The organism is Proteus sp. STS61-E (assembly GCF_040932335.1).
GTDB lineage: Bacteria > Pseudomonadota > Gammaproteobacteria > Enterobacterales > Enterobacteriaceae > Proteus > Proteus mirabilis_B.
Genome location: NZ_JBFQGE010000004.1, coordinates 1 through 18,639 on the forward strand (window position 1 = coordinate 1; position 18,639 = coordinate 18,639).

Here is an 18,639-nt window from a genome sequence, read left to right on the forward strand (position 1 = left end):
GTGAAAGGTTCTCTTAAAGGTATTTCTGACGCGTACGATACCATATACCCTATAGCTTTCAAGTTGCAGCTAACAGCTCGGGATGAAACCGTATTAAGCCTGCATTCAGAGCTTATGCCGGAATGTCCTGCTCTTTATACATAACGCAATTCAAGATGCAGGAAGGCGGCAAGGGAAGATAGACAGGGAACATACATCAGTTTGTGACCTGGCTGAGTGCGGCCAACGAACCTGCCCACATGTAAAATTCAAATGGCTGTTTTGAGCGAGTAGCGGACGCTCGTATCTGTCCCAACACACTGAGGGCTTCACGAACACCTAGGTGTATTCGTCTACTAGGAAAAAGTCAGATTAGCTACGTAAGTTTCAGCGTAAAAATTGGGCGCTATAAAAGTGCCCAAACTGTAGAATAATATATGATGCTATGTATCTGAGCCAAACATAGAGCCCCGCCTTGTTATTTTATAATAAGTGGGATTTTCTTCATCCACCTCAAAAGCAGAGAAGAAGTGGTTATCTCTTAATGCTGTTAATAAACTTTGATTAGTTGAATCAACTTCAATTTTAGGTTTGCCTCGCCCCAAAATTTTACTGAACTCCGATAAACCAAGCAGATCAAGATACTCTTTGCAAGTCGTCTTACTCAAATCCTTACCCGGCAACAAAGCGATTAGCAGTGCTATTTTATTCTGTATATTCAGTCCCTCTGCGACAAACAGGTTTTTTAGTAACGGCTCAGAAACATCATTAGGGCTTGCTATCAATGCTGATATATCCTGTATTGCTCGACTCAAGATGAGCGACTGAGTAGAGGTTCCCCAAGTTTTATAAGATGACGTTAAGATTAGAAGTTCATCTGGTTTAAAATTATTTTCTAAAATATAGTCATTAACGACCTGATGGTAATTCTTACCATGAATAGCCAACGGTGTTTTAACAAACTCAAGTAGCTTAAATTTCAAATCATCATCAACTTCCCAAGAAAGTATTGATATAGCCTCATCCAAAATAAAGTTATCAATCGTCATTAATTCAACGTATGCCCTGATATTCTTATCAATATAATAGGAAAGGTGCTCCGAATAGTTATCTCGTATGAAATTAAGTGGAGAAATACTCATACGAATAATATTTTTATCCACTAATATTTTGAACTTATCACCTGCAATATTACTAGCGCTAAAAGAGGTCTTATAAATAAGGTTTAGTGAACAAATTAATTTTTCATATTTATCATTTGATAAATCATTACAGATAACAATCGACTTAAATAATTTATCTTTAAGCTCATTATCAATGTTAATATTTTGAAAATTCAGCTCTGCATCAGTTCTATTGATAAATTCGATAAGTGAGTCATCCAGTCCATCAACATGTTCAAAATAAGAGACAATATTTTCCTCGGAGCAAACGGCTCTATCTTTATCCAACAAAGATGACCATAAGGATTCGCTCTCAACCTCACTCAGAGAAGTCACTAAAATTTGCAAAGAGTTTATATACTGGCCTTTTTGTTCATCAGATATTTTCTCATTATTAAGAACTGATAAAACAATGGCTTCATCATCCAAGATTGAACCATCACAACTAGATAAAACCATATCCAGATAGTCACTAATATGGTTATTAACATAACTAGCCAAGGAAGAATCAGGCTGTGACATCACTAGTGTATAGTTCTTATGGCGAATATCATCTTCACTGTTAAGCGTGTAAACCTTACTCAGCATTAAGCTCAGGTTGGCAAAATTAATATCATAAAGTGAATGCTGATAAACCGCATCAAAGAGTACTTTATTTGCGTTTTCAAATTTAATACTGACAAAAGAGACGTTAAGCAACTTAAAACCACTAATTAACTTGTCAACCTTCGGCTCTGATATTGCTAAATAATCCGCCGAATTCGAGAGGTAATCAGTCAAACAATTATCAATGTTAATCGCCTCAATGTCGTTACTGGCAGAATAATAAAATGTGCCTATAGAGTAGCGTCTAACCCAATCAGCAGAAAATTCACTCTCTGTCAGCGCATAAGAAAAGAACTCAGGCCACTGTGTATTTAATCGATTAATGAAGCCTGGCTGAGCCCTCTCAGTTTCAAAGTAGCCACGAATAAACTCAACTCTTCTATCTTTTCTTAGTTGTTTGAATAAACGTTTTATTAAGTTTACTTGGGCTGGCGTTTGAAGCAGATAAGCTAATAGATCAAAATTAAGCGCCTCTTCCTGTTCAAAATCAACTTCTCGAAGGCGGGCAACCACCAGCTTAGGGTTCTTGAGTTGATAAGTGAACTCTTTGCCTTTTTGATCGGTAATGCTGCGTAAAAACATTTTATCAATTCGACTCAGGCTATTTTCATAAAAATAGGTCATATAGTCGGCATAGGTTTCATCAATATAGCCATCACGTATAAGGTATTTAAGCAAGTCAAAATACTCACTACTTTTTATTTCATTAAAATCTCTTTTTTCTCCAATTTCATTGATATAGGTGAGCTTAAATATTTCATCAATGTTTTCTCTTGTTATTATTTCTTTAAGTTTTTTATTCCTAGAATAAACCAAACGTTCTCTTGACCTTGATATAATCTCATTGATTTCTTCTATTTTCCCATTGATTTTATTTTCAACACTTTCTTTTCTCGCCGCCCTTCTCTTTTCTATATCAGCTTTCTCAGCCTGATGATAGTAAGAGTTATTATATTTAGACAGTTCCTTTTCATATATAGTATCAACCTCCTGACTAGAATTGAGTATTTCATCATTGATTACCTCAATCTCTTTTTTTCTATCACTAATATCTTTTTCTATTTCTTTTATTTCTCTTATAATAAGATTGTCCTTTTCACTAAATAAGGCAAAAACCATACCTTGATTAAGTTGCAACTCACTAAAATCTCGTGGAAAGATATTTTTATAGGCAATAATGGCCAACATTTTATTACAGTCAAGTTCTGTCGTATTTAATTTATTATAATAAATTTGAAATTCATTATAAATATTCTTCAATATTCTCATGTCATCAATATATAGCGACATCCCTTGTAGAAATCGTTCATTGAACAACTTGAGAATACCCCCATCATCAAAATGTGAGATAAACTGATCATAAGAGTTAGAACTATCAACAACAGGAATAACTGGAATGATATAATCAAAGAATTTCGTTCTATCCTTCGAAATGAAGATATCATCACGAAGCAAGTAAATAAAACGTAACGTCGATTTCTTGTGCCCTGCTAGGGTCCGTTGAATATTAACTAGCCTATTCACCTCATGAAGACGTTCAAAGATATGATTACTATTAAAACGGTCCATATCTTCAAAAATAATAGCATCAGCATCAACGTTCTCAAAAAGGTATAATACTTCATTTAAATACCGATCAAAATAAGACTCTTCACTCTCTTCAAAAATCTCTATTTCATTACCCTGTACATTTATCTTTTTAAAGACATTACGATTCTTTTGGGTTTTTATTAGTTTATAAACAAAGATAAAAGACAGGATAGTAGCTATAAAACCGCTAATTAAAAGCGTATCGTGTCTTGTCGATAATGTTAGTAGTGTCTTTAAAAAACCATCAGATAAAAGTGAAACAAACTCACCCCACTTATTAAATAGAGTGATATGCAGTACCGTTGCGATAAATAACACCGTGAAGATAGTATTTATCACAATGTTGCTCATTTTTATTTTTTTCTTTACTTTAAAATGCGTCTGGGGAATATCATCAGCATTAATTTGGTGAATTAACTGGTTAAGAATTTTACCTTCTAACGCTGTTTCGCTTATGGCTTTACTAGGTTCATTAGTTTCAGCTTCCTCCGTCGCTCTGAAATGGGCAAGTGAAATATGAACAAACTTTATATTCGAATGACTTTTCTTATATGATTCGACAAGGCTACTTTTTCCTGCGCTATATTGCCCTGATATTGCAATATTTTTTAGATCGTCATTGGCAAAAACAAAATCTATCGCATTTTTATATATACCCAGCTCAACATCACTGAACGGCGTTAGCTTTTGAAATTTATAGCTGTCATCACTCATTGATATCCCTTCCCCATATTCACCGAGAGCTACTTCTCAGAGTTAATTAAACAAAATCATACAGATAAATGTTCGCCCTATTATAGCAGAAACAATGCTAAAGATTAGTCAAAGCCTCGTTGTTTTTCTTCCCCTATCCATCTGATTTTACGTTAAATATTGCCTCTGCAACGTGTCCAATACTTTTGCCTTGGGCTTGTATTCCTTGATATTTACCAATAAAGCCATATGGATCAAGACATTTACGAAGTAGCAACATCCGCTTCTGGCACAAAACCGACCACCAACGAATATATCCTTTTTTAGCGATCTCTCGTACTCAATAACTAAACTAATCATCTAAACTCTTTCTATCACCCACCATACTCCCTCACATCAATATAAAAATACTGCTTACCTAATGAGGTTGTTGACATCTGTCCTGAAACTATCATGGAATGAGGAATAATACGGTTACCTCGTCCACAAAGAGTTACTCTAATCGTTTTTCCTCCCATCGAATCCATCATCCCAATCTGCCCTATTGTTGTGATTAATACCGCACAAGGGAATCCGACATCCACACCATTCCAATTATTTCCTGTGAGTACAAAGTTATTTCCCTCTAATAAATTAAGCGGTCTTTGGCTTGAAGCGTGTGTAATAACACCTTTATGATAGATTTGAATTCCCCACTTTTGAGGATGAAGTGAAATATGATAAGAAGACTTCACAAATACATAGAGCTCATATTCTGCTGAATTACCTTGAATAGTATCGATTAAATTCACACACCACGCATTGTTCTCATAAATCACTTCAGATAATCCACTTAATGATGGATTAGAGGCATTAAGAACTCGAATAAAAATAAGTGGCACTGCGTTATTATTACCTTCGATAACTTTAATTAGTCCTGGATTAGTTTTTATCTTTTTTAAAAATACGGCTGATTCATAAGGTGTTAATTCTTCGGTAATACCCTGATTAAAAAATAATGCACCATATTTACTCATTTAATTAGTACCATAATAATTCCATTAATCGATTGGCTACCGCGTAGAGAATTCCACGAGATTTTATTATTCTCGACTCTAACAGTGAAATAAGATCCTCGATTTCTAGCGACAATATAGGCGGCCAATGACCGCCCTTTAGGAATATTATTATAAGTTTTACTGCCATTTTGAGTAACCGCTATTTGGTCAAAAATAAACGAACGCCCTGTGATTTTTATTGGCTTTCCTTTTTCATATATCTCTATTCCCCACGACATGAGAAATCCTCTACGGCATCAGGAGATACCCATCCTCCCAAGAATTTAAATCCTAATTGAGGTACAGCATGATAAAGAGGCCCTTTAATGGTTTCTCGTTTTTTATCAAACTTCACCAATACAGGTTGTTGATAGTGAAAAGTTTTTATTTGGTAAACACCTTGGCAATCGACTTTTTTATATCCAGAGGTACACCCTGACAATAATAATGCTGTAATTAAAACAATAAACTTCATACGCTACCCTAAATAACCTATTTTTGCCGCTAACTGATTGTTTTCATCGTAAACATAAATAGTATTATTCGTGATCACTAACCGCCCTTTTGTTCCTCCTGAGTTTATATCTAACCGTCCACGAAATACCGCATCATTTAATTCCACATTCCCTGTTGTGGCATCAATATTAAATCCTTTCTTGCCAGCTGAATAATTAGTGGATGTGATTTTTTTACCTACCGATAATTTATCAATAGTTGCCTTGCTAAATAACGCATCATTGAAAAAAGCTTGTCCATTTTGGATCACAAAAGGCGTCACCACTTTACCGTTTAATGACGATATCACTGCAAAGTTTTGGGCATTAACCAGAAATTGACTATTTCCTTGTGCATTAAACCCTAAGCCAATGCCAGTAATGACTTTATTCCCTTTGCTATCTTGCTGAACTTTCATTGTCCATGATGCCGAAATGTTGCCATTTATGTCTGTGACCACTTTCGAAGTTTGTTCGATTTTGGCTGAACTTGTACCCACTTGGCTTTCTAAGCGAGTGACCTGCTGGGCGGTCGAGGTCACTTTACCTGAAACCTCAGTCACCTTAGTTTCAAGTTGGTTTACCGCATTCGCCGTTGCATTGGCTTTCTGTTCGCTGGATTTAGGTACTTCATTCGCCACAAATCCTTTCGGTGCCACCGATTGTTTGTTATTGGTGTAAGTGCTGGTGATGATTTGATGATTAACACTTTTATGCTTAGTGAGTTGGTATTTAGCGCCTCCTCGCAAATAGATATATTCCACAGAGCCATTCGTTAATTGAGCTGGTCCCATCACAGGGGATTGATTTGTCCATTTCCAATCAAAATTATCAATGATACGGTTTTCAGACTGTGTTCCCCATCCAGAACCACTGACTAGCCATTCCACAATCATGGCAAAGCCTTTGGTGCTGTGAGTTGCATAGCTGGGTTTATTGTCTGAATATTGCCCTAAGGTTCTAAAGACCTTAAAGGCATAACGTCGAGAGGTTACTAATGGCAAAATCACCGGATAATAGGTGTTTTCATTGAGTTTAGATAAATCTAAATCCACCACCACAGACTCCGTTAAATCGGCTTTCACTTTATCTAATTTGCTGGATAACGTTTGTACCTGAGAGGTTGCGGATGTCACTTTGCCATCAATATTAGATACTCGCGTATTTAATGCATTTACTGCACTACTATCAGCTTTCCCCTTAAGATTTGAATTGAGCGTTGAAATCTCTTGCGTTTGTGCTTGCTGTTTCGAGGTGAGGGTTTCTAGTGATTTATTAATCGCGGAAACATTCCCATTCATCCGTGTTTCCAGTGATTGTCTGGCTTTGGCTTCCGCTTGGTCACCTGTAACTCGCGCTTGCTTCTCGGCGGAGATAAGTCCTGCGGTGACTTTCGATAAATCATTGCCGGTATAATCACCACGAAGTTGAGTGGCTAAGGATTGCCGTTGTTGTGCTTCGGTTTGATCACCCTCAATACGTGCTTGTTGCTCTTGTTTGATTGCAGCGGCCTGTGCTTCTGTTGCCGTTGAAACTTTATTCATCCGCTCAGCCAGTAATTTTTCTGATTCCTCCCGTTTTTTTTCACTTTCTTCAATCGTCGCGCCTTGCCTCATTGACTCTTCTAAAAGCTTGTCGTGATTTATCCTCATTAACTCATGTAATTCAGTAATATCGATTTGGTTAGCTTTACTGTTAATTTCACCCAATAGGTCTTGCGCGAGTTGATCTCGACTAATTTGCCCCGCTAATTCCTCAAGAATTAAATCCGTTTGAGAAGAGCAAGTCCCCGAAGCTTCCACAAAAGGTGATTTACCATAGCTGTTGATTGTTCGAACATAAAAATAATACGTATGCCCTGCTTGTAAATTCTCTTGCGTCCAGAAATTCCCTTGGCCAACTTTGTTTGTTTTGGTGATCACTTCATTTTCAGAAAGATCAGCAAGTTTTTCCTCACTAAACCAAAACTCAAAGGTATAACCAAAGACAGCGCTATCGCCTTGTTTCGGTGCAACGGTCAGATTAAATAAGCCAGAGGTAACATCAATATGCTCTGGAGGCGGTGGTGCTTGAATAGCAAAATCACTGATAGCAGGTGCCGACATCGCGCCAGCCACATTTGTCGCCCTAACTTCAACACGATAAGTGCCTCGCGCTAATCCGTTAATATCAACACGCTCAGCCGGCACCTGAATAGATTGAATAACATTGCCTTCTTGGAGAATAGTAACGGTGTTATAGCGCACATCAGACGCCACATTCTGCCAAGAAAGCGTACCTTGCACGATGTCACTGACAGCAAGTGGAACAAAGGTAAGATTAATGGGTGAAGCAACACCACCAGTGGGTAAACTCACAAACGGCGGACGCTCAAACGGTTTGCCAATCACATCTTCATATAAATAGGCACCATCCTCTTCCAACGTTAAAGCCACACCCTCTAAAGCATGAAAAGACCATTCGGCAATACGGAATTCCAGCCCACTAATCCCCAAAGCCGGTAATTCTAAAAGCACAACTTCACCAGGACGATAAGCATAGCCGTCTAAGTTCATGGTCAATTGAACCCGTCTTCCGGCTTTCTTTTTACGAAGATATTGGCGGGCTAATCGTTGGGCTTGATAAGGGCTAGTAACAAAACGATAATCGATGTTCTCCCGAATTTCTAAGCCATCCTCTTTCACCCACTCGTCCACAATCACAGGCGTGAAATCCGTTTTTGTGTATAACTGTTCGGCATCAATAAACGTGCCATACACCGCATTGGTCGCGTCTTTTAAACCTGTTTCAGGGGTACACGTGACAGTGCCAATCAATTGTGATTCAGTGATGGTTTTTATTGCAGGCCCATAATAAGCACCAATTTGGATACCGTGTTTTCCTGCGGTGAATGTCGGTTCCGCGTTGATGCATTTGTGCATCGCCTCCAAAACACTGGATGGACTCTCATTTAAGTCATAGGCGCCATTAAGGGTATATCGCGACTCAAATCCGCCTTCTGGTAGACTCACTTTTTCATCACATAAATCGGCCGCCTGTTTAAAGCTGTCAAAATCAATATCCGTATCAGGCACTTTTAAATAATGGCGGTAATAATCCAAAATGACTAAAGCCCCATTATTACTCCATGCAGTTTGCCCAGTGCGAGGATCAAACAGATGTTTTCCCCAGACTTCACATTTCACATTGGGTAATCCATAAGGGAATTTTTCTTGGTCAAACGTGAGTGTCACACGTAACCACGCTAGACCTCGACCAATCATATCCTCTTTCCATGACGAGCAATTTTTAAGCATAAAGGGATCGGCGTCTTTCCTATCGTTATGTAATTCCCATGAGGCTTTATCACCAAACGTCTCAATGAGATCATCCCCCAACCAAATCTTCCCTATTTTCTCTATGGGGTGTCCTGCTAACGCTAATGCCAGTGTGATTTTTTCGTTTTCATCTTGTTCGCCTGCTTCTTCTTCGGCGAAGAAAAGCAAACCCGATATCACTGTTTTTCCGACGATCACGGTTTCAGGCGCAGACGATGAACGTAACATTTGTTTGCGTTCACTGGTATCTCGATAATTCATGGAAGGCAGTTTTGGCTTAAAGATAAGCGAACCCGCAACTTGAACCGCAACGCCTGCTGCCATCAGCGCCATGCCCATCGCCGAGGTCACGCCTCCGGTAAATAGCCCCGCAATCATTAAGCCTGCGCCCACGACTTTTGAAATTAATCCACCACTCCCACCCATTATTCCACTCTCCACGCTTTGATTGGGTTAATCTGCACTGGCTTCACGCCTTGTGGGGTTACGCCCCAATAATGCCCCGCCCAAACCACGGCTAAACTGTCACCGTCCTCACCTTTAAACAGTACAAGGTCGCCACGCTGAACGTGCTCAATCTCAATGGATTTGAAATAGCGTGATACGGCTTTCTCTAAGGAGCCAAATTTGGATTTGAGCAGATTGAAGGCTTCAGCTTTGGTTTTATAGTGATTGAGATAAGGCTTTATTGGCGAGAAACCACATTGTGCGTAAATACATTCAGAGGCAAAAATACAACAATCAAATTTGCCCCATGAAAAAGGGCGACTCATCGCCGCCCTTATGGTTTCAGGTAATTTAAGTGTCCAGTTAGGTTGTTTCATGTACTGACCTTAAATAGCAAAAAACCCACAAACGTGGGTTTAACAAAGCAATAAGATTATTTATAAATAAATGCAGGTGCATCTTTCTTACTGCCCCAATAAATCGCCCGTTCAGCCATTTGAGCCACATAGCGAAAGATACGATCACCTTGTCGTCGAGATGACCATGACTCATCGGTAAATCTATCGGGTAACCCGATTGACCACCGCTCGAATCGATTAGAAACATTAACACATACGGCATTTTCTTCGCCAGACACCACATTAATCGATGTGATTTGTCCGACAAATAAGACTTCAGCAAGAAGCGGTTTTCCCTCTTCACCAATGGCGACCATCATCAACCGGACTTCGCGTCCTCGACTTTGCTCATTCATCACCATTCCCACCAGCGATTTATCAAAACCGGCTAATTTAAGCTGTAATTGTGGAGGACTGGTTGTCTTATTCTCTTTTAGCTGACTGATTTCGCCTAAACTGCCCACGCCCAAATAAGTTTCCCCCGCAATAATCAGTTGCCCAACACCGGTATGCGCACAGGTCACGCCTGATTTCAAATCGAGTCTGGCGGCTAAAACAATATAAGCCCCCTCATTAATTGCTTTTACCATACCGTCAGAAAATGGATGATATTGCATTAGTACAACACCTCCTCAAAAGATAACGTGATATTGGTATACCCCAAGCGACGATGCTGAAATTTACCCTGTTCATTATCAACGAGCCGAAATACGCCAAAAGGACGCTCAACCTCGAGCATTTCATTGACGGTAGGTGACGTTCTTAACATCGGTGAAATAGGAATATTTGCGCGCCCCTGATTATCACTGATCACATCTGCCACCACCATTTTGAGTTCATTACCCACAGTTAAACGATCCCCTTGCTGTAACACACGCATATTGCGCTTCCAATCCTTTGTTTCTAGCCGATTCCCCAATTGGCTTGGTATTGCAATACGAGGCGAGCCATACCCATAACGTCCTTTTCTTATCCAGCTTGATATTTTGACCCGTCCCGACATCCCATCCAATGAAGCCACCAGCGCTTCTAACTGGCGCGATTTCTCTTCATTTAAATTATTGAATGTCAGCTCACAACGCCAATGACTTCCCGGAAAGCGCACCGTCTGGCTACTTCCATTAAATGGCGAGGTAAAGGTTTTGCTGTTACTCAATAATTGCCAGTTTTCCTGTGTGGGGATCACCTCTTTTGGCCATTCAAGAATAGACATTTAGACTCCTAATGTTCTGCGTGCTGCGCCATTACTTTGAAAGTCTTGTAACATCATCGCGTGAGCTTTCTGTGCGCCTGCTTCTGTCCCTTGTTGTGCGGCTTCCTTCATTGCCTGCGCAAGTACAGCGTCACCATTTCCCGTCACCGTAATATGATTAACGACCGTCATTTGCACACCACCTGCACGGGCTAACGTCGGTTGCGGTGTAACGGGTATTCGCCCTGCGACCGCCCCCACAAAGCCCCCCGAAGCATAACCTTGCGCCGCATGCATTAAGCGATAGAGATTGCCGACACCTAATTTAGCCGTCGCTTCTTTGGTAAAAACAAACTCACCACCATGCACAATCCCTTTAGGCTCAAATTTCCCGCCATGCCCCGTATAGCCACCGTAAGCATGCCCTTTGCTCATCCATCCCATATCAAAGCCCATTGCCTGCCCGCCCGCTTCAATGGCTTTGAAAATCAGCATTTTCATCACCATCCGAGTGATATCGGAGATCACCGCATTGGCAAAATCTTTAAAGCTTCCTTTGCCCGTTAAAGCAAAATTGGCTAATGCATCAGACATATTATTAAGGGCATTGGTGGTGACGTTTCTGACGTTTTCCATCACATCCATAGCCGACTCACTGAAATCCGATAAGCCTTGTTTTAATCCCGCCATCGGATCGCCTTTCATGGCCTCTCGCTTCCTCAGTTCTTCCTCAATCTGCTGTTTAGTGAGTTCAACATTGCGTTGTAAGTTCGCCAGCTCTTTCTCACCTAAATCCACACTGGCTTGCTGATACAGCACATCAATCTGACGAAGGGCATTAAGCTTTTCTTGCTCTGCGCGTGACTTTCCTATCAAGGTGGTTTCAAATTGCATCTGCTCAATTTCTTTACCGCGATCATAAGCAAATTGCGCAACCGAGTTGGCTCGCGCTAGATCATCAATGGCTTTCGCTTTTTCTTTTATCGTCTCAATCGCTTTGGGATCGATTTTTAAGATGGCATCAAACTTGTCTTTATTCTGTTTGATATCGGCTAATGCGGATGTGTATTCATTAAAGGAAGAGGTAGTGCCATACAGCTGAATACTTTGTCCATCCGCAATCAGTGAGGCTTGTTTTTCCTCTAATTCCGTTAAGATTTTGGTGTATTGCTTGGCATAATCAATGGTTGATTTATGGCTGGGCTTATACGTCCGTTTGGCTTGCAGTGCCAGTTGTGCCTCAATTTCAGCTTGTAAGGCTTTATCGTAGCCTTGCATATCTGGCGTAATTTTGCGTGAAGCCAATACATCTTCTGCATTTAATTTCGCTAATGCCTGCCCTGTGGCTTGTGCTTTTGCCACTGAACGTTGCGATTTTTCAATCGATTCATCAATCTGTTTAGCAATCGCCGTGGCAGCATTCACTTGGCTATTTGTCGCCTGAAGCGTGATATCAATGAGTGATTCATATTCAATGCCTAAACTCTTTAAACTCGCCTTAAGTGAATTGATAACGGCATCAACATTTTGTAATTCGGTGGCATAGCGTCTATATTCAGGGGCTTGATCACCTACTTTTTCTTTGAGTGTCGCCAACATATTTTGCATATTGGCTCGCTGACGCTCTAAGTTATTAACTTGCTCTGCATATATCCCCATCGCAGCATCAAGCTCTTTTTGCTTTTCAGCCACTCGTTTAAGGTATAAATCCCCCACACCTTGTTCAGCAAACGCCTTTTCACTCTCAACGCTGTATTTTGATAGACCTTGTAAGGAAATGACCTGTTGTTTAAGCTCCTCGACTTTCTCCAATTGCGCGTTAATGCCCGATGAAACTTTGCTTAAATTCGCCACTAACGAGGCATTGCTCATTTTGTTTAACGCTTCTGTTGATGTATCAAGGGAATGAGCAAATTCAATCGATTCGAGTTTGGCTTGTTTGACATTTTCGCTGTATTCATACAATCCCATGCCCAATGCCGCAACACCAGTCAACACTAATCCAATAGGGCCACCCGCTAATCCCATAACACTGTTAAGTGCTCGCCCTGCCATCGTTGATTGACGCCGAGCGGTCGTTAATGCACGTTGAGCAACGTTTTCGGCGGTTAATACTTGTGTATAATTTAGAGAGGCTGTTCTTGCGAGTGATTTTGTGGCGATAAGATTATCGAGTGCGATTTTTTCCGCATTAGTACCTCTAGCAACTTGATATTCCATTTTGGCTCTATTGAGTGCCGATGTGGCAGCTTCTTTATCCGCCCATGCCTTACGTACTGCACTGGTTGCTGCCACACTGTTTGCCTCTGCACTCTGTAATGTGGCTTTGGCCTCATTCAATGTTGCCTGATTTTTCAGATAAGTGGCTTTCGTCCATTGAGAGAGTTTTGCTACCAATGCCGTGACGGCGATCCCTTCAACCACTTTAGCGACTAACGATAGATTATCGGCAAGAGTGACCATCCCTGTGGTAAAAAGCTGAGTCGCACCTGTACCTTGATTCGCTTCACCGATAAATTTTGTCATCGCCGATTGAAGATTAGTGAAACCTTGGCTAACCGTTGTCACGCTGGTAGCAAATTTTTTATCCACACTGTCGGCTGCACGTTCTAAGGCTTGAATGACTTTTTCAATCGTCATTTCACCATCTTGGGCTTTCTTCCTTAGTTCACCCACACTGACACCCATTCCGTCAGCGATGGCCTTCGCTAACGCAGGCGTTTGCTCCATCACTGAATTTAGCTCTTCGCCACGTAACTGCCCCGAGGCTAATGCTTGACCAAATTGGGTTAATGCCGCTTGGGCTGCGGTTGCACTCGCGCCTGAAATCGCCACGGCTTTTGAGACAGTTTCCGTGAGTTCAGCGACTTTTTGCTGACTTAATCCTAAGCGATCGGCATTATCCGCAAAACGTTGATAAACCTGTGCTGTGGCATCCAATGATTGATAGGTTTTTTGGGCAATATCATAGACGGCTTGTGTGGCTTTATTTAACTCGACAGAACTTTCTGTCACCAGTTTTAAGCGGTTCTGTAATTCCGTCCAACTATCGGCATAATTAATGACTTGATGAATGGATAATGCACTTGCGGTGACACTCGCAAAACGGGCAAAAAGCGCCGAGGATTTTGCGGTTTGCGATACCATTCGCTCTTGTTGCACGGTGATAGCTTGAAGGCTGACGCGAATACTTTGCCCAAATTGTTCTGTTTGGCGCTGGCTACGGTTGATCGCATTTGTGAAATTTGCCGTATTCAGCGTCAAATCAATATTTAATCTACCTAATGCACCAGCCATAAAAACTCCTTAAAACAATAAAAAAGCCCCAACAAAGGGGCTATCGATTAGCTAATACACTCTCAGTGACATTATCCCACAGCTCTTCTTCCGTGATTTTCTTCTTCCACATCGGCATAAAATCCATCAATTCAGGCAGAGACGTTTTCGGATCACGATTTATCATCGCAAGAAGATGCGCCACTTGTGCCATCCGATAATCCTCTCGCCATAAACCAAAGGGTTGTTTGCGATAAAAAGCTTCATATTCACACAAGTGGCTTTCAGGCATTTGCTCGATTTCCACGAGCGTTTTTCCCAATGCCAACGACAATATCAATTGAAATTGTCGTCGGTCTCCGAGTTTTTTTCGCTGTTCCCCGCTTCTGCTGTAAACACCGCATTAGAGAACCCTTGCCCTAGACGATTAAGACCTTTTAAATCTGCTTCATTTTCAGCATCAAAAAGCAGTTCTCCTTTTTCATCACACAACTTAAAGGCCAACATTCTGGCGACATCATATTCATCGTAGACACGATTTATCGCCTCATTAAATTGTTCAGGATCGTCTTCATCTAAATAAATGTCCTGCGCTTCGGCGAGCTTGATTTTAATTTGGCGAAGTTTACGCTGAATGTAATTCATGGTGCCAACATCCAGCTCTTTGACATAAAAGGTGTTGTCTAAATAAGTAAAAGGCGTCACTTTCAGTGCTTGGTTTAACACTAATTCACGCAATAACGCGTTAGACATAATCACTCCTAAGATTTTTTATCGAAAAGGGAGATGAGAAATAATGAAAGAGGTGAATTAAGGGTTATTTCTTCGCATTCAAATAATCACGGCCAGACAATTTAATCGAGATCCCCGAATCCATCATTTGCCCTACACTGCCATCAATGTTCATACCTGTCTCGACGGAGCCGTAATAAAACATGGAGCCTTCATCTCGCGTTAAGACCATTTTCACCGCAAATTTTTCTTTGCTGTTTTCATATTTACGTAAGAGTCGCTGCACATCACTGGAGCTATAACGTAAGAAAAAAGTCAATTTAATTGAGCCGTATTCCGTATCACCGGATTCATATTCCTTGCCATCACTGCAAATGGTGGTGACATCAATTTGTTCGGTTGTCGAGCCGTCTTTGCTAAAGCTTTTCACTGCACAAAAGTTATTAGACCATTGAATACGTTGTGCTTTGGCGTTTGAAAAATCCGTAGGTAGCGTTTTATCACTCCAATCCACTTCGTCGCACAGGGTCACTTTATTGCCATCAACCTGTGCAATGGGGAAACGCCCATCTAACTCCCCGAGTCCCGATAACATAATCATGTCATCCGCTTTCAGCTTATTATTGGCAATGGTAATGGTTGCGGGTGATAACGTCGCTTCCGTCACCGTCATCGCCTCCCCTAAGCCGGTTTGCACAAAGATCTTCGTGCCAAGGAAAGGCGTCGCTTTATGGTTCTTTGGCTTTGTCATATCCATTCCTTATTTATCTGATGAAATCATTAATTCAAGAACAAGCCGATGCAATTTGACATCCGCTTCATACCCAAAGACCGTATTCACCCGTTGTGCAAATGGGATCGCGTCAACAATCTGAGCCTCAATTTTTTTACGCAAGACCATAAGGGGCTGTGGCTGGAGCGCATACACATCAAGTTGCACGCGATAGTTATCTAAATCCGTATCCTCCAGCGCACTGTTAGGCGTAATGCTGGCAAACTGGATCACTATGGCGGGGTAATGCCCTTTGCCTTCGGGTAATACCTGAAAAAAAACCCTTCCATCGACCAGCGGTGAAAGGGCCTCTTTTAATTGCTGTATCATGGTCTCTACCTTGCTTTTTCAATATCCTCTTTGAGTGTTTGAACTATCACTTTAGCCGTCGCTTCCTTTTTCGCTTCAAAGCCGGGGCGCATAAACGGTTGTGCGGGCATCTTGGCCGTACCAAACTCGACAAACCACCAATAAAACGGATCATTTGGGTTCAATGCTGCACTTTTTCCCGTTGCTTGTTTAAAGGCAGACACTTTTTTACCCGATAATGATTTCACCCAAATACGTGTTTTGACTTGTCCATTGCGCTGCACTTTCGTTTTAGAACGAATATTGCGCTTGATGGTGCCTTTGCGTCGATGAGGCACCGTTTCCTTAAGGATAGGCACTCGATGTTTGATTTCTTCTTTTAATGCCGAAGCGCCTGCATTCATCGCCTTACGCGCACTTTGATTTCTGGTTTTACGGGCAATGTCTTGCATTCGTTGAGCGAGTTCAGACAATCCACTGATTTTAATCTCACCCATCATTCACGCCCTCTTTGCACATCAATTGAAGCTCACGATGACGCTCATAAGGGTCAATAATCGAAATAATATTAAATATTCGCTTACCCCATACAATACGCATCGAAGTATCAATGTCAGCGATATAGCGAATAAGAATTCGTGTTGTGGCCTCACTTTGTACTTGCTGTGCTTGAAAATATTCCCGCCCTTGATAAGGCATGATCGCTGCACGTACTTTTGTCGCATGATCCGTCCAAATCACATCACTGCCACTGATGGCATCAGGCGCTAATACTGATTTTTGAATATGAATAGTGTGGCGTAATCGTCCTGCACGCATAAAACCTCCTACAACCCATAAATCCGGTAAGGTTGAAGTAGTGCGGTGACCGCAAAAGGTTGTGTAGAAAAAGCTTGCCCTGAAATCACCCCCTCACGATTTTCATACCATTGCGCAATTAATAAGAGCATTGCCGCAATCACATCATCCGTTAAGAACAAGGCTTCAGGATCTTCTTGTGCTTTATCCATCTCCTGAGTTTTATGTAATGTTCGACGCGTGTAATTTTCAACATATTTCACAGCGGAACCGATATACAGCGTCAATAAATTATCGTCATCCGTAAAATCAGGATCGATATTGCAATGCTGTTTCACCAATTCGAGAGAAAGCATTATTTCTCCTTTTTCGCCTTAATATTTTTTTTCGGTTCAAGTTCAGGTTCAGGTTCAGGTTCAGGTTCAGGTTCAATAACAAGATGTGCTTCTTCCTGTTCTTTGGCATAGCCTTTTTGGATTAACTCCCGTCCATGTTGCTCTAAGGTATCAATCTGCTCGCCTTCAAGCACCACACGTCCCTCAAAATAAATGACTCGTAAGATGACTAATTTCATATCACCTCCAAAGAAAAAGCGGCCATAAAGACCGCCTTAGTTACATTAATCACTTGATGTTGCTACCGTAAAATTACCGTAAACAAAGGCTTCTGGACGCTTGATCGCCAAAGCAAGACGCTCTTCACAACGGATAGAGATCATGTTTTTCTCAAAATCATCGGCGTTTTCCGTTGAAATCACCACATTCGTTTCTTCACGGTCAAAGAGCTGTGCCCCCGCATTAAATGCCCCTGTTAAGAATTTCCCTTTAAACGCAGGGGTTTCTGTTGCCACAACCGGTAATCCCCATAAGGTCGGTCCTGTTAATGCGGAAGGATTAGCCAAAATATAACGCCCCAAAGAGTCTTTGGTTAGCTCAATTTTCGCCCAGTCAATAAAGTGTAAAACGTGACCAGAAGCAGGAAATCGCGCCAATTGAGCTTGAAGCATGGCAAGCCGTAAATCATCAATACCGTTTTGTTTTTCAACCGTAAAGGAGGCTTTATATTGAGTGGCTTGTGGGATAATGCCGTGCAAATGTGCCCCAGAGCCATCACCAAATAAAATTTCTTGCTCTTCAACAAACTTCAATCCATAACGCATTTCCGCATCAATCAACGACTGCAACTGCGCAAAATCATCTAAGATTTGTTTAGACGCTTTAAACATATGAGCAATCGTCGTGACTGGCGTGATTTTGGTCGCAAAGGCAATATCACTATACGGCTTAGTGGTATTTTCAGGCGCAACCGCCGCCTTGTTGGTAAACCCCGTTTGCTGAACCCAGAAAATGGCGGGAGATTGCGTTTTACCTGATGCAATTAAGTCACGAATAAAAAGTCGTTGTTTCGGTGCAACATCGATACCCGACAAACGTTGTGGTTCAACCACGCCTTCGGCAACGCCCGTAGATGTTAATGCTGCTTGAACAGGAATTGAAACACGTTTGCCCCCTTGAATGCTGGAATTGATCTCTTTTAATACTTCAGCCGAAATCACTTGTTGACCAACACTTTTTACAACCTGCACCGCATTATTGAGTGGCATTTGCGCAACATGTTGTTCTAAATCCCCTAATGCGGCTTTCAGTGTTTTTTCAGATTCGCGTAGCGCATTTAGCTCGGTTGCCATTTTGTCTACGGCATGTTTCGTTTCTTCATTTAATCCACCCACTTTCTGCGCTTCTTTTAACGCTTCTTCAGCTTTGGCATTAAAATGTTGATTGGCTTCTTCAATTTTTGCCGATAGTTTTTTTAATAATTCATTTGTCTCTGACATAG

Annotated in this window: 19 protein-coding genes; all 19 read right to left on the minus strand. The window is 41.1% G+C overall.

Going from position 1 to position 18,639, the window contains the following annotated elements; all coding sequences use genetic code 11:
• Positions 1 to 422: 422 nt before the first annotated feature.
• Entirely contained in the window at positions 423 to 4,052 is a 3,630-nt protein-coding gene (locus AB4J89_RS10405) for a hypothetical protein (RefSeq protein WP_211823690.1), read from the minus strand.
• A 133-nt stretch (positions 4,053 to 4,185) separates the two neighbouring features.
• The gene (locus AB4J89_RS10410) at positions 4,186 to 4,311 is read right to left on the minus strand and encodes a hypothetical protein (RefSeq protein WP_311755066.1); all 126 of its coding nucleotides are present in this window, start codon (positions 4,309 to 4,311) and stop codon (positions 4,186 to 4,188) included.
• 94 nt (positions 4,312 to 4,405) lie between these two features.
• The gene (locus AB4J89_RS10415) at positions 4,406 to 5,047 is read right to left on the minus strand and encodes a hypothetical protein (RefSeq protein WP_161710477.1); all 642 of its coding nucleotides are present in this window, start codon (positions 5,045 to 5,047) and stop codon (positions 4,406 to 4,408) included.
• The gene (locus AB4J89_RS10420; RefSeq protein WP_004242500.1) at positions 5,044 to 5,307 is read right to left on the minus strand and encodes a hypothetical protein; all 264 of its coding nucleotides are present in this window, start codon (positions 5,305 to 5,307) and stop codon (positions 5,044 to 5,046) included. The genes AB4J89_RS10415 and AB4J89_RS10420 overlap by 4 nt, the downstream gene beginning before the upstream one ends.
• Positions 5,292 to 5,543 carry a hypothetical protein gene (locus AB4J89_RS10425; RefSeq protein WP_004242498.1) on the minus strand — a complete coding sequence of 84 codons (252 nt, stop codon included), beginning with the start codon at positions 5,541 to 5,543 and terminating at the stop codon, positions 5,292 to 5,294. Before AB4J89_RS10425 ends, AB4J89_RS10420 begins: the two co-directional genes overlap by 16 nt.
• A gap of 3 nt (positions 5,544 to 5,546) precedes the next feature.
• Positions 5,547 to 9,305 carry a DUF1983 domain-containing protein gene (locus AB4J89_RS10430; protein ID WP_311755067.1) on the minus strand — a complete coding sequence of 1,253 codons (3,759 nt, stop codon included), beginning with the start codon at positions 9,303 to 9,305 and terminating at the stop codon, positions 5,547 to 5,549.
• Positions 9,305 to 9,703, minus strand: a complete 399-nt coding sequence (locus AB4J89_RS10435; protein ID WP_115349586.1) for a hypothetical protein — start codon at positions 9,701 to 9,703, stop codon at positions 9,305 to 9,307. The genes AB4J89_RS10430 and AB4J89_RS10435 overlap by 1 nt, the downstream gene beginning before the upstream one ends.
• 56 nt (positions 9,704 to 9,759) lie before the next feature.
• Positions 9,760 to 10,341 (minus strand): hypothetical protein, encoded by a 582-nt coding sequence (locus AB4J89_RS10440; protein ID WP_020946072.1) that lies wholly within the window; start codon positions 10,339 to 10,341, stop codon positions 9,760 to 9,762.
• On the minus strand, positions 10,341 to 10,937 hold the full coding sequence (locus tag AB4J89_RS10445; protein ID WP_311755068.1) for a hypothetical protein: 597 nt from the start codon (positions 10,935 to 10,937) through the stop codon (positions 10,341 to 10,343). The genes AB4J89_RS10440 and AB4J89_RS10445 overlap by 1 nt, the downstream gene beginning before the upstream one ends.
• Positions 10,938 to 14,213, minus strand: a complete 3,276-nt coding sequence (locus tag AB4J89_RS10450) for a phage tail tape measure protein (protein WP_311755069.1) — start codon at positions 14,211 to 14,213, stop codon at positions 10,938 to 10,940.
• A gap of 40 nt (positions 14,214 to 14,253) precedes the next feature.
• Positions 14,254 to 14,499 carry a DUF4035 domain-containing protein gene (locus AB4J89_RS10455; protein ID WP_249121440.1) on the minus strand — a complete coding sequence of 82 codons (246 nt, stop codon included), beginning with the start codon at positions 14,497 to 14,499 and terminating at the stop codon, positions 14,254 to 14,256.
• A 29-nt stretch (positions 14,500 to 14,528) separates the two neighbouring features.
• Positions 14,529 to 14,945, minus strand: a complete 417-nt coding sequence (locus AB4J89_RS10460) for a hypothetical protein (protein ID WP_211823681.1) — start codon at positions 14,943 to 14,945, stop codon at positions 14,529 to 14,531.
• Positions 14,946 to 15,009: 64 nt separating this feature from the next.
• On the minus strand, positions 15,010 to 15,621 hold the full coding sequence (locus AB4J89_RS10465; protein ID WP_368469151.1) for a hypothetical protein: 612 nt from the start codon (positions 15,619 to 15,621) through the stop codon (positions 15,010 to 15,012).
• A gap of 63 nt (positions 15,622 to 15,684) precedes the next feature.
• Entirely contained in the window at positions 15,685 to 16,026 is a 342-nt protein-coding gene (locus AB4J89_RS10470) for a DUF3168 domain-containing protein (protein WP_311755070.1), read from the minus strand.
• 5 nt (positions 16,027 to 16,031) lie between these two features.
• On the minus strand, positions 16,032 to 16,505 hold the full coding sequence (locus AB4J89_RS10475; protein WP_311755071.1) for an HK97-gp10 family putative phage morphogenesis protein: 474 nt from the start codon (positions 16,503 to 16,505) through the stop codon (positions 16,032 to 16,034).
• Entirely contained in the window at positions 16,495 to 16,824 is a 330-nt protein-coding gene (locus tag AB4J89_RS10480) for a phage head closure protein (RefSeq protein WP_161681360.1), read from the minus strand. Before AB4J89_RS10480 ends, AB4J89_RS10475 begins: the two co-directional genes overlap by 11 nt.
• Positions 16,825 to 16,832: 8 nt before the next feature.
• Positions 16,833 to 17,159 (minus strand): head-tail connector protein, encoded by a 327-nt coding sequence (locus AB4J89_RS10485; protein ID WP_058336093.1) that lies wholly within the window; start codon positions 17,157 to 17,159, stop codon positions 16,833 to 16,835.
• Positions 17,159 to 17,377, minus strand: coding sequence for a hypothetical protein (locus AB4J89_RS10490; RefSeq protein WP_368469155.1), 219 nt, complete (start codon positions 17,375 to 17,377; stop codon positions 17,159 to 17,161). Before AB4J89_RS10490 ends, AB4J89_RS10485 begins: the two co-directional genes overlap by 1 nt.
• A gap of 45 nt (positions 17,378 to 17,422) precedes the next feature.
• Positions 17,423 to 18,637, minus strand: a complete 1,215-nt coding sequence (locus AB4J89_RS10495; RefSeq protein ID WP_311755072.1) for a phage major capsid protein — start codon at positions 18,635 to 18,637, stop codon at positions 17,423 to 17,425.
• Positions 18,638 to 18,639 lie beyond the last annotated feature (2 nt).

What these genes read in the sequence shown, in the direction of transcription:
- AB4J89_RS10435 (WP_115349586.1), bottom strand. Translation starts at nt 9,703, where the DNA reads ATGAAACAACCTAACTGGACACTTAAATTACCTGAAACCATAAGGGCG.
- AB4J89_RS10480 (WP_161681360.1), bottom strand. Translation starts at nt 16,824, where the DNA reads ATGCGTGCAGGACGATTACGCCACACTATTCATATTCAAAAATCAGTA.
- AB4J89_RS10410 (WP_311755066.1), bottom strand. Translation starts at nt 4,311, where the DNA reads ATGTTGCTACTTCGTAAATGTCTTGATCCATATGGCTTTATTGGTAAA.
- AB4J89_RS10420 (WP_004242500.1), bottom strand. Translation starts at nt 5,307, where the DNA reads ATGTCGTGGGGAATAGAGATATATGAAAAAGGAAAGCCAATAAAAATC.
- AB4J89_RS10460 (WP_211823681.1), bottom strand. Translation starts at nt 14,945, where the DNA reads ATGTCTAACGCGTTATTGCGTGAATTAGTGTTAAACCAAGCACTGAAA.
- AB4J89_RS10430 (WP_311755067.1), bottom strand. Translation starts at nt 9,305, where the DNA reads ATGGGTGGGAGTGGTGGATTAATTTCAAAAGTCGTGGGCGCAGGCTTA.
- AB4J89_RS10495 (WP_311755072.1), bottom strand. Translation starts at nt 18,637, where the DNA reads ATGTCAGAGACAAATGAATTATTAAAAAAACTATCGGCAAAAATTGAA.
- AB4J89_RS10470 (WP_311755070.1), bottom strand. Translation starts at nt 16,026, where the DNA reads ATGATACAGCAATTAAAAGAGGCCCTTTCACCGCTGGTCGATGGAAGG.
- AB4J89_RS10475 (WP_311755071.1), bottom strand. Translation starts at nt 16,505, where the DNA reads ATGATGGGTGAGATTAAAATCAGTGGATTGTCTGAACTCGCTCAACGA.
- AB4J89_RS10450 (WP_311755069.1), bottom strand. Translation starts at nt 14,213, where the DNA reads ATGGCTGGTGCATTAGGTAGATTAAATATTGATTTGACGCTGAATACG.
- AB4J89_RS10425 (WP_004242498.1), bottom strand. Translation starts at nt 5,543, where the DNA reads ATGAAGTTTATTGTTTTAATTACAGCATTATTATTGTCAGGGTGTACC.
- AB4J89_RS10415 (WP_161710477.1), bottom strand. Translation starts at nt 5,047, where the DNA reads ATGAGTAAATATGGTGCATTATTTTTTAATCAGGGTATTACCGAAGAA.
- AB4J89_RS10445 (WP_311755068.1), bottom strand. Translation starts at nt 10,937, where the DNA reads ATGTCTATTCTTGAATGGCCAAAAGAGGTGATCCCCACACAGGAAAAC.
- AB4J89_RS10405 (WP_211823690.1), bottom strand. Translation starts at nt 4,052, where the DNA reads ATGAGTGATGACAGCTATAAATTTCAAAAGCTAACGCCGTTCAGTGAT.
- AB4J89_RS10485 (WP_058336093.1), bottom strand. Translation starts at nt 17,159, where the DNA reads ATGCTTTCTCTCGAATTGGTGAAACAGCATTGCAATATCGATCCTGAT.
- AB4J89_RS10440 (WP_020946072.1), bottom strand. Translation starts at nt 10,341, where the DNA reads ATGCAATATCATCCATTTTCTGACGGTATGGTAAAAGCAATTAATGAG.
- AB4J89_RS10490 (WP_368469155.1), bottom strand. Translation starts at nt 17,377, where the DNA reads ATGAAATTAGTCATCTTACGAGTCATTTATTTTGAGGGACGTGTGGTG.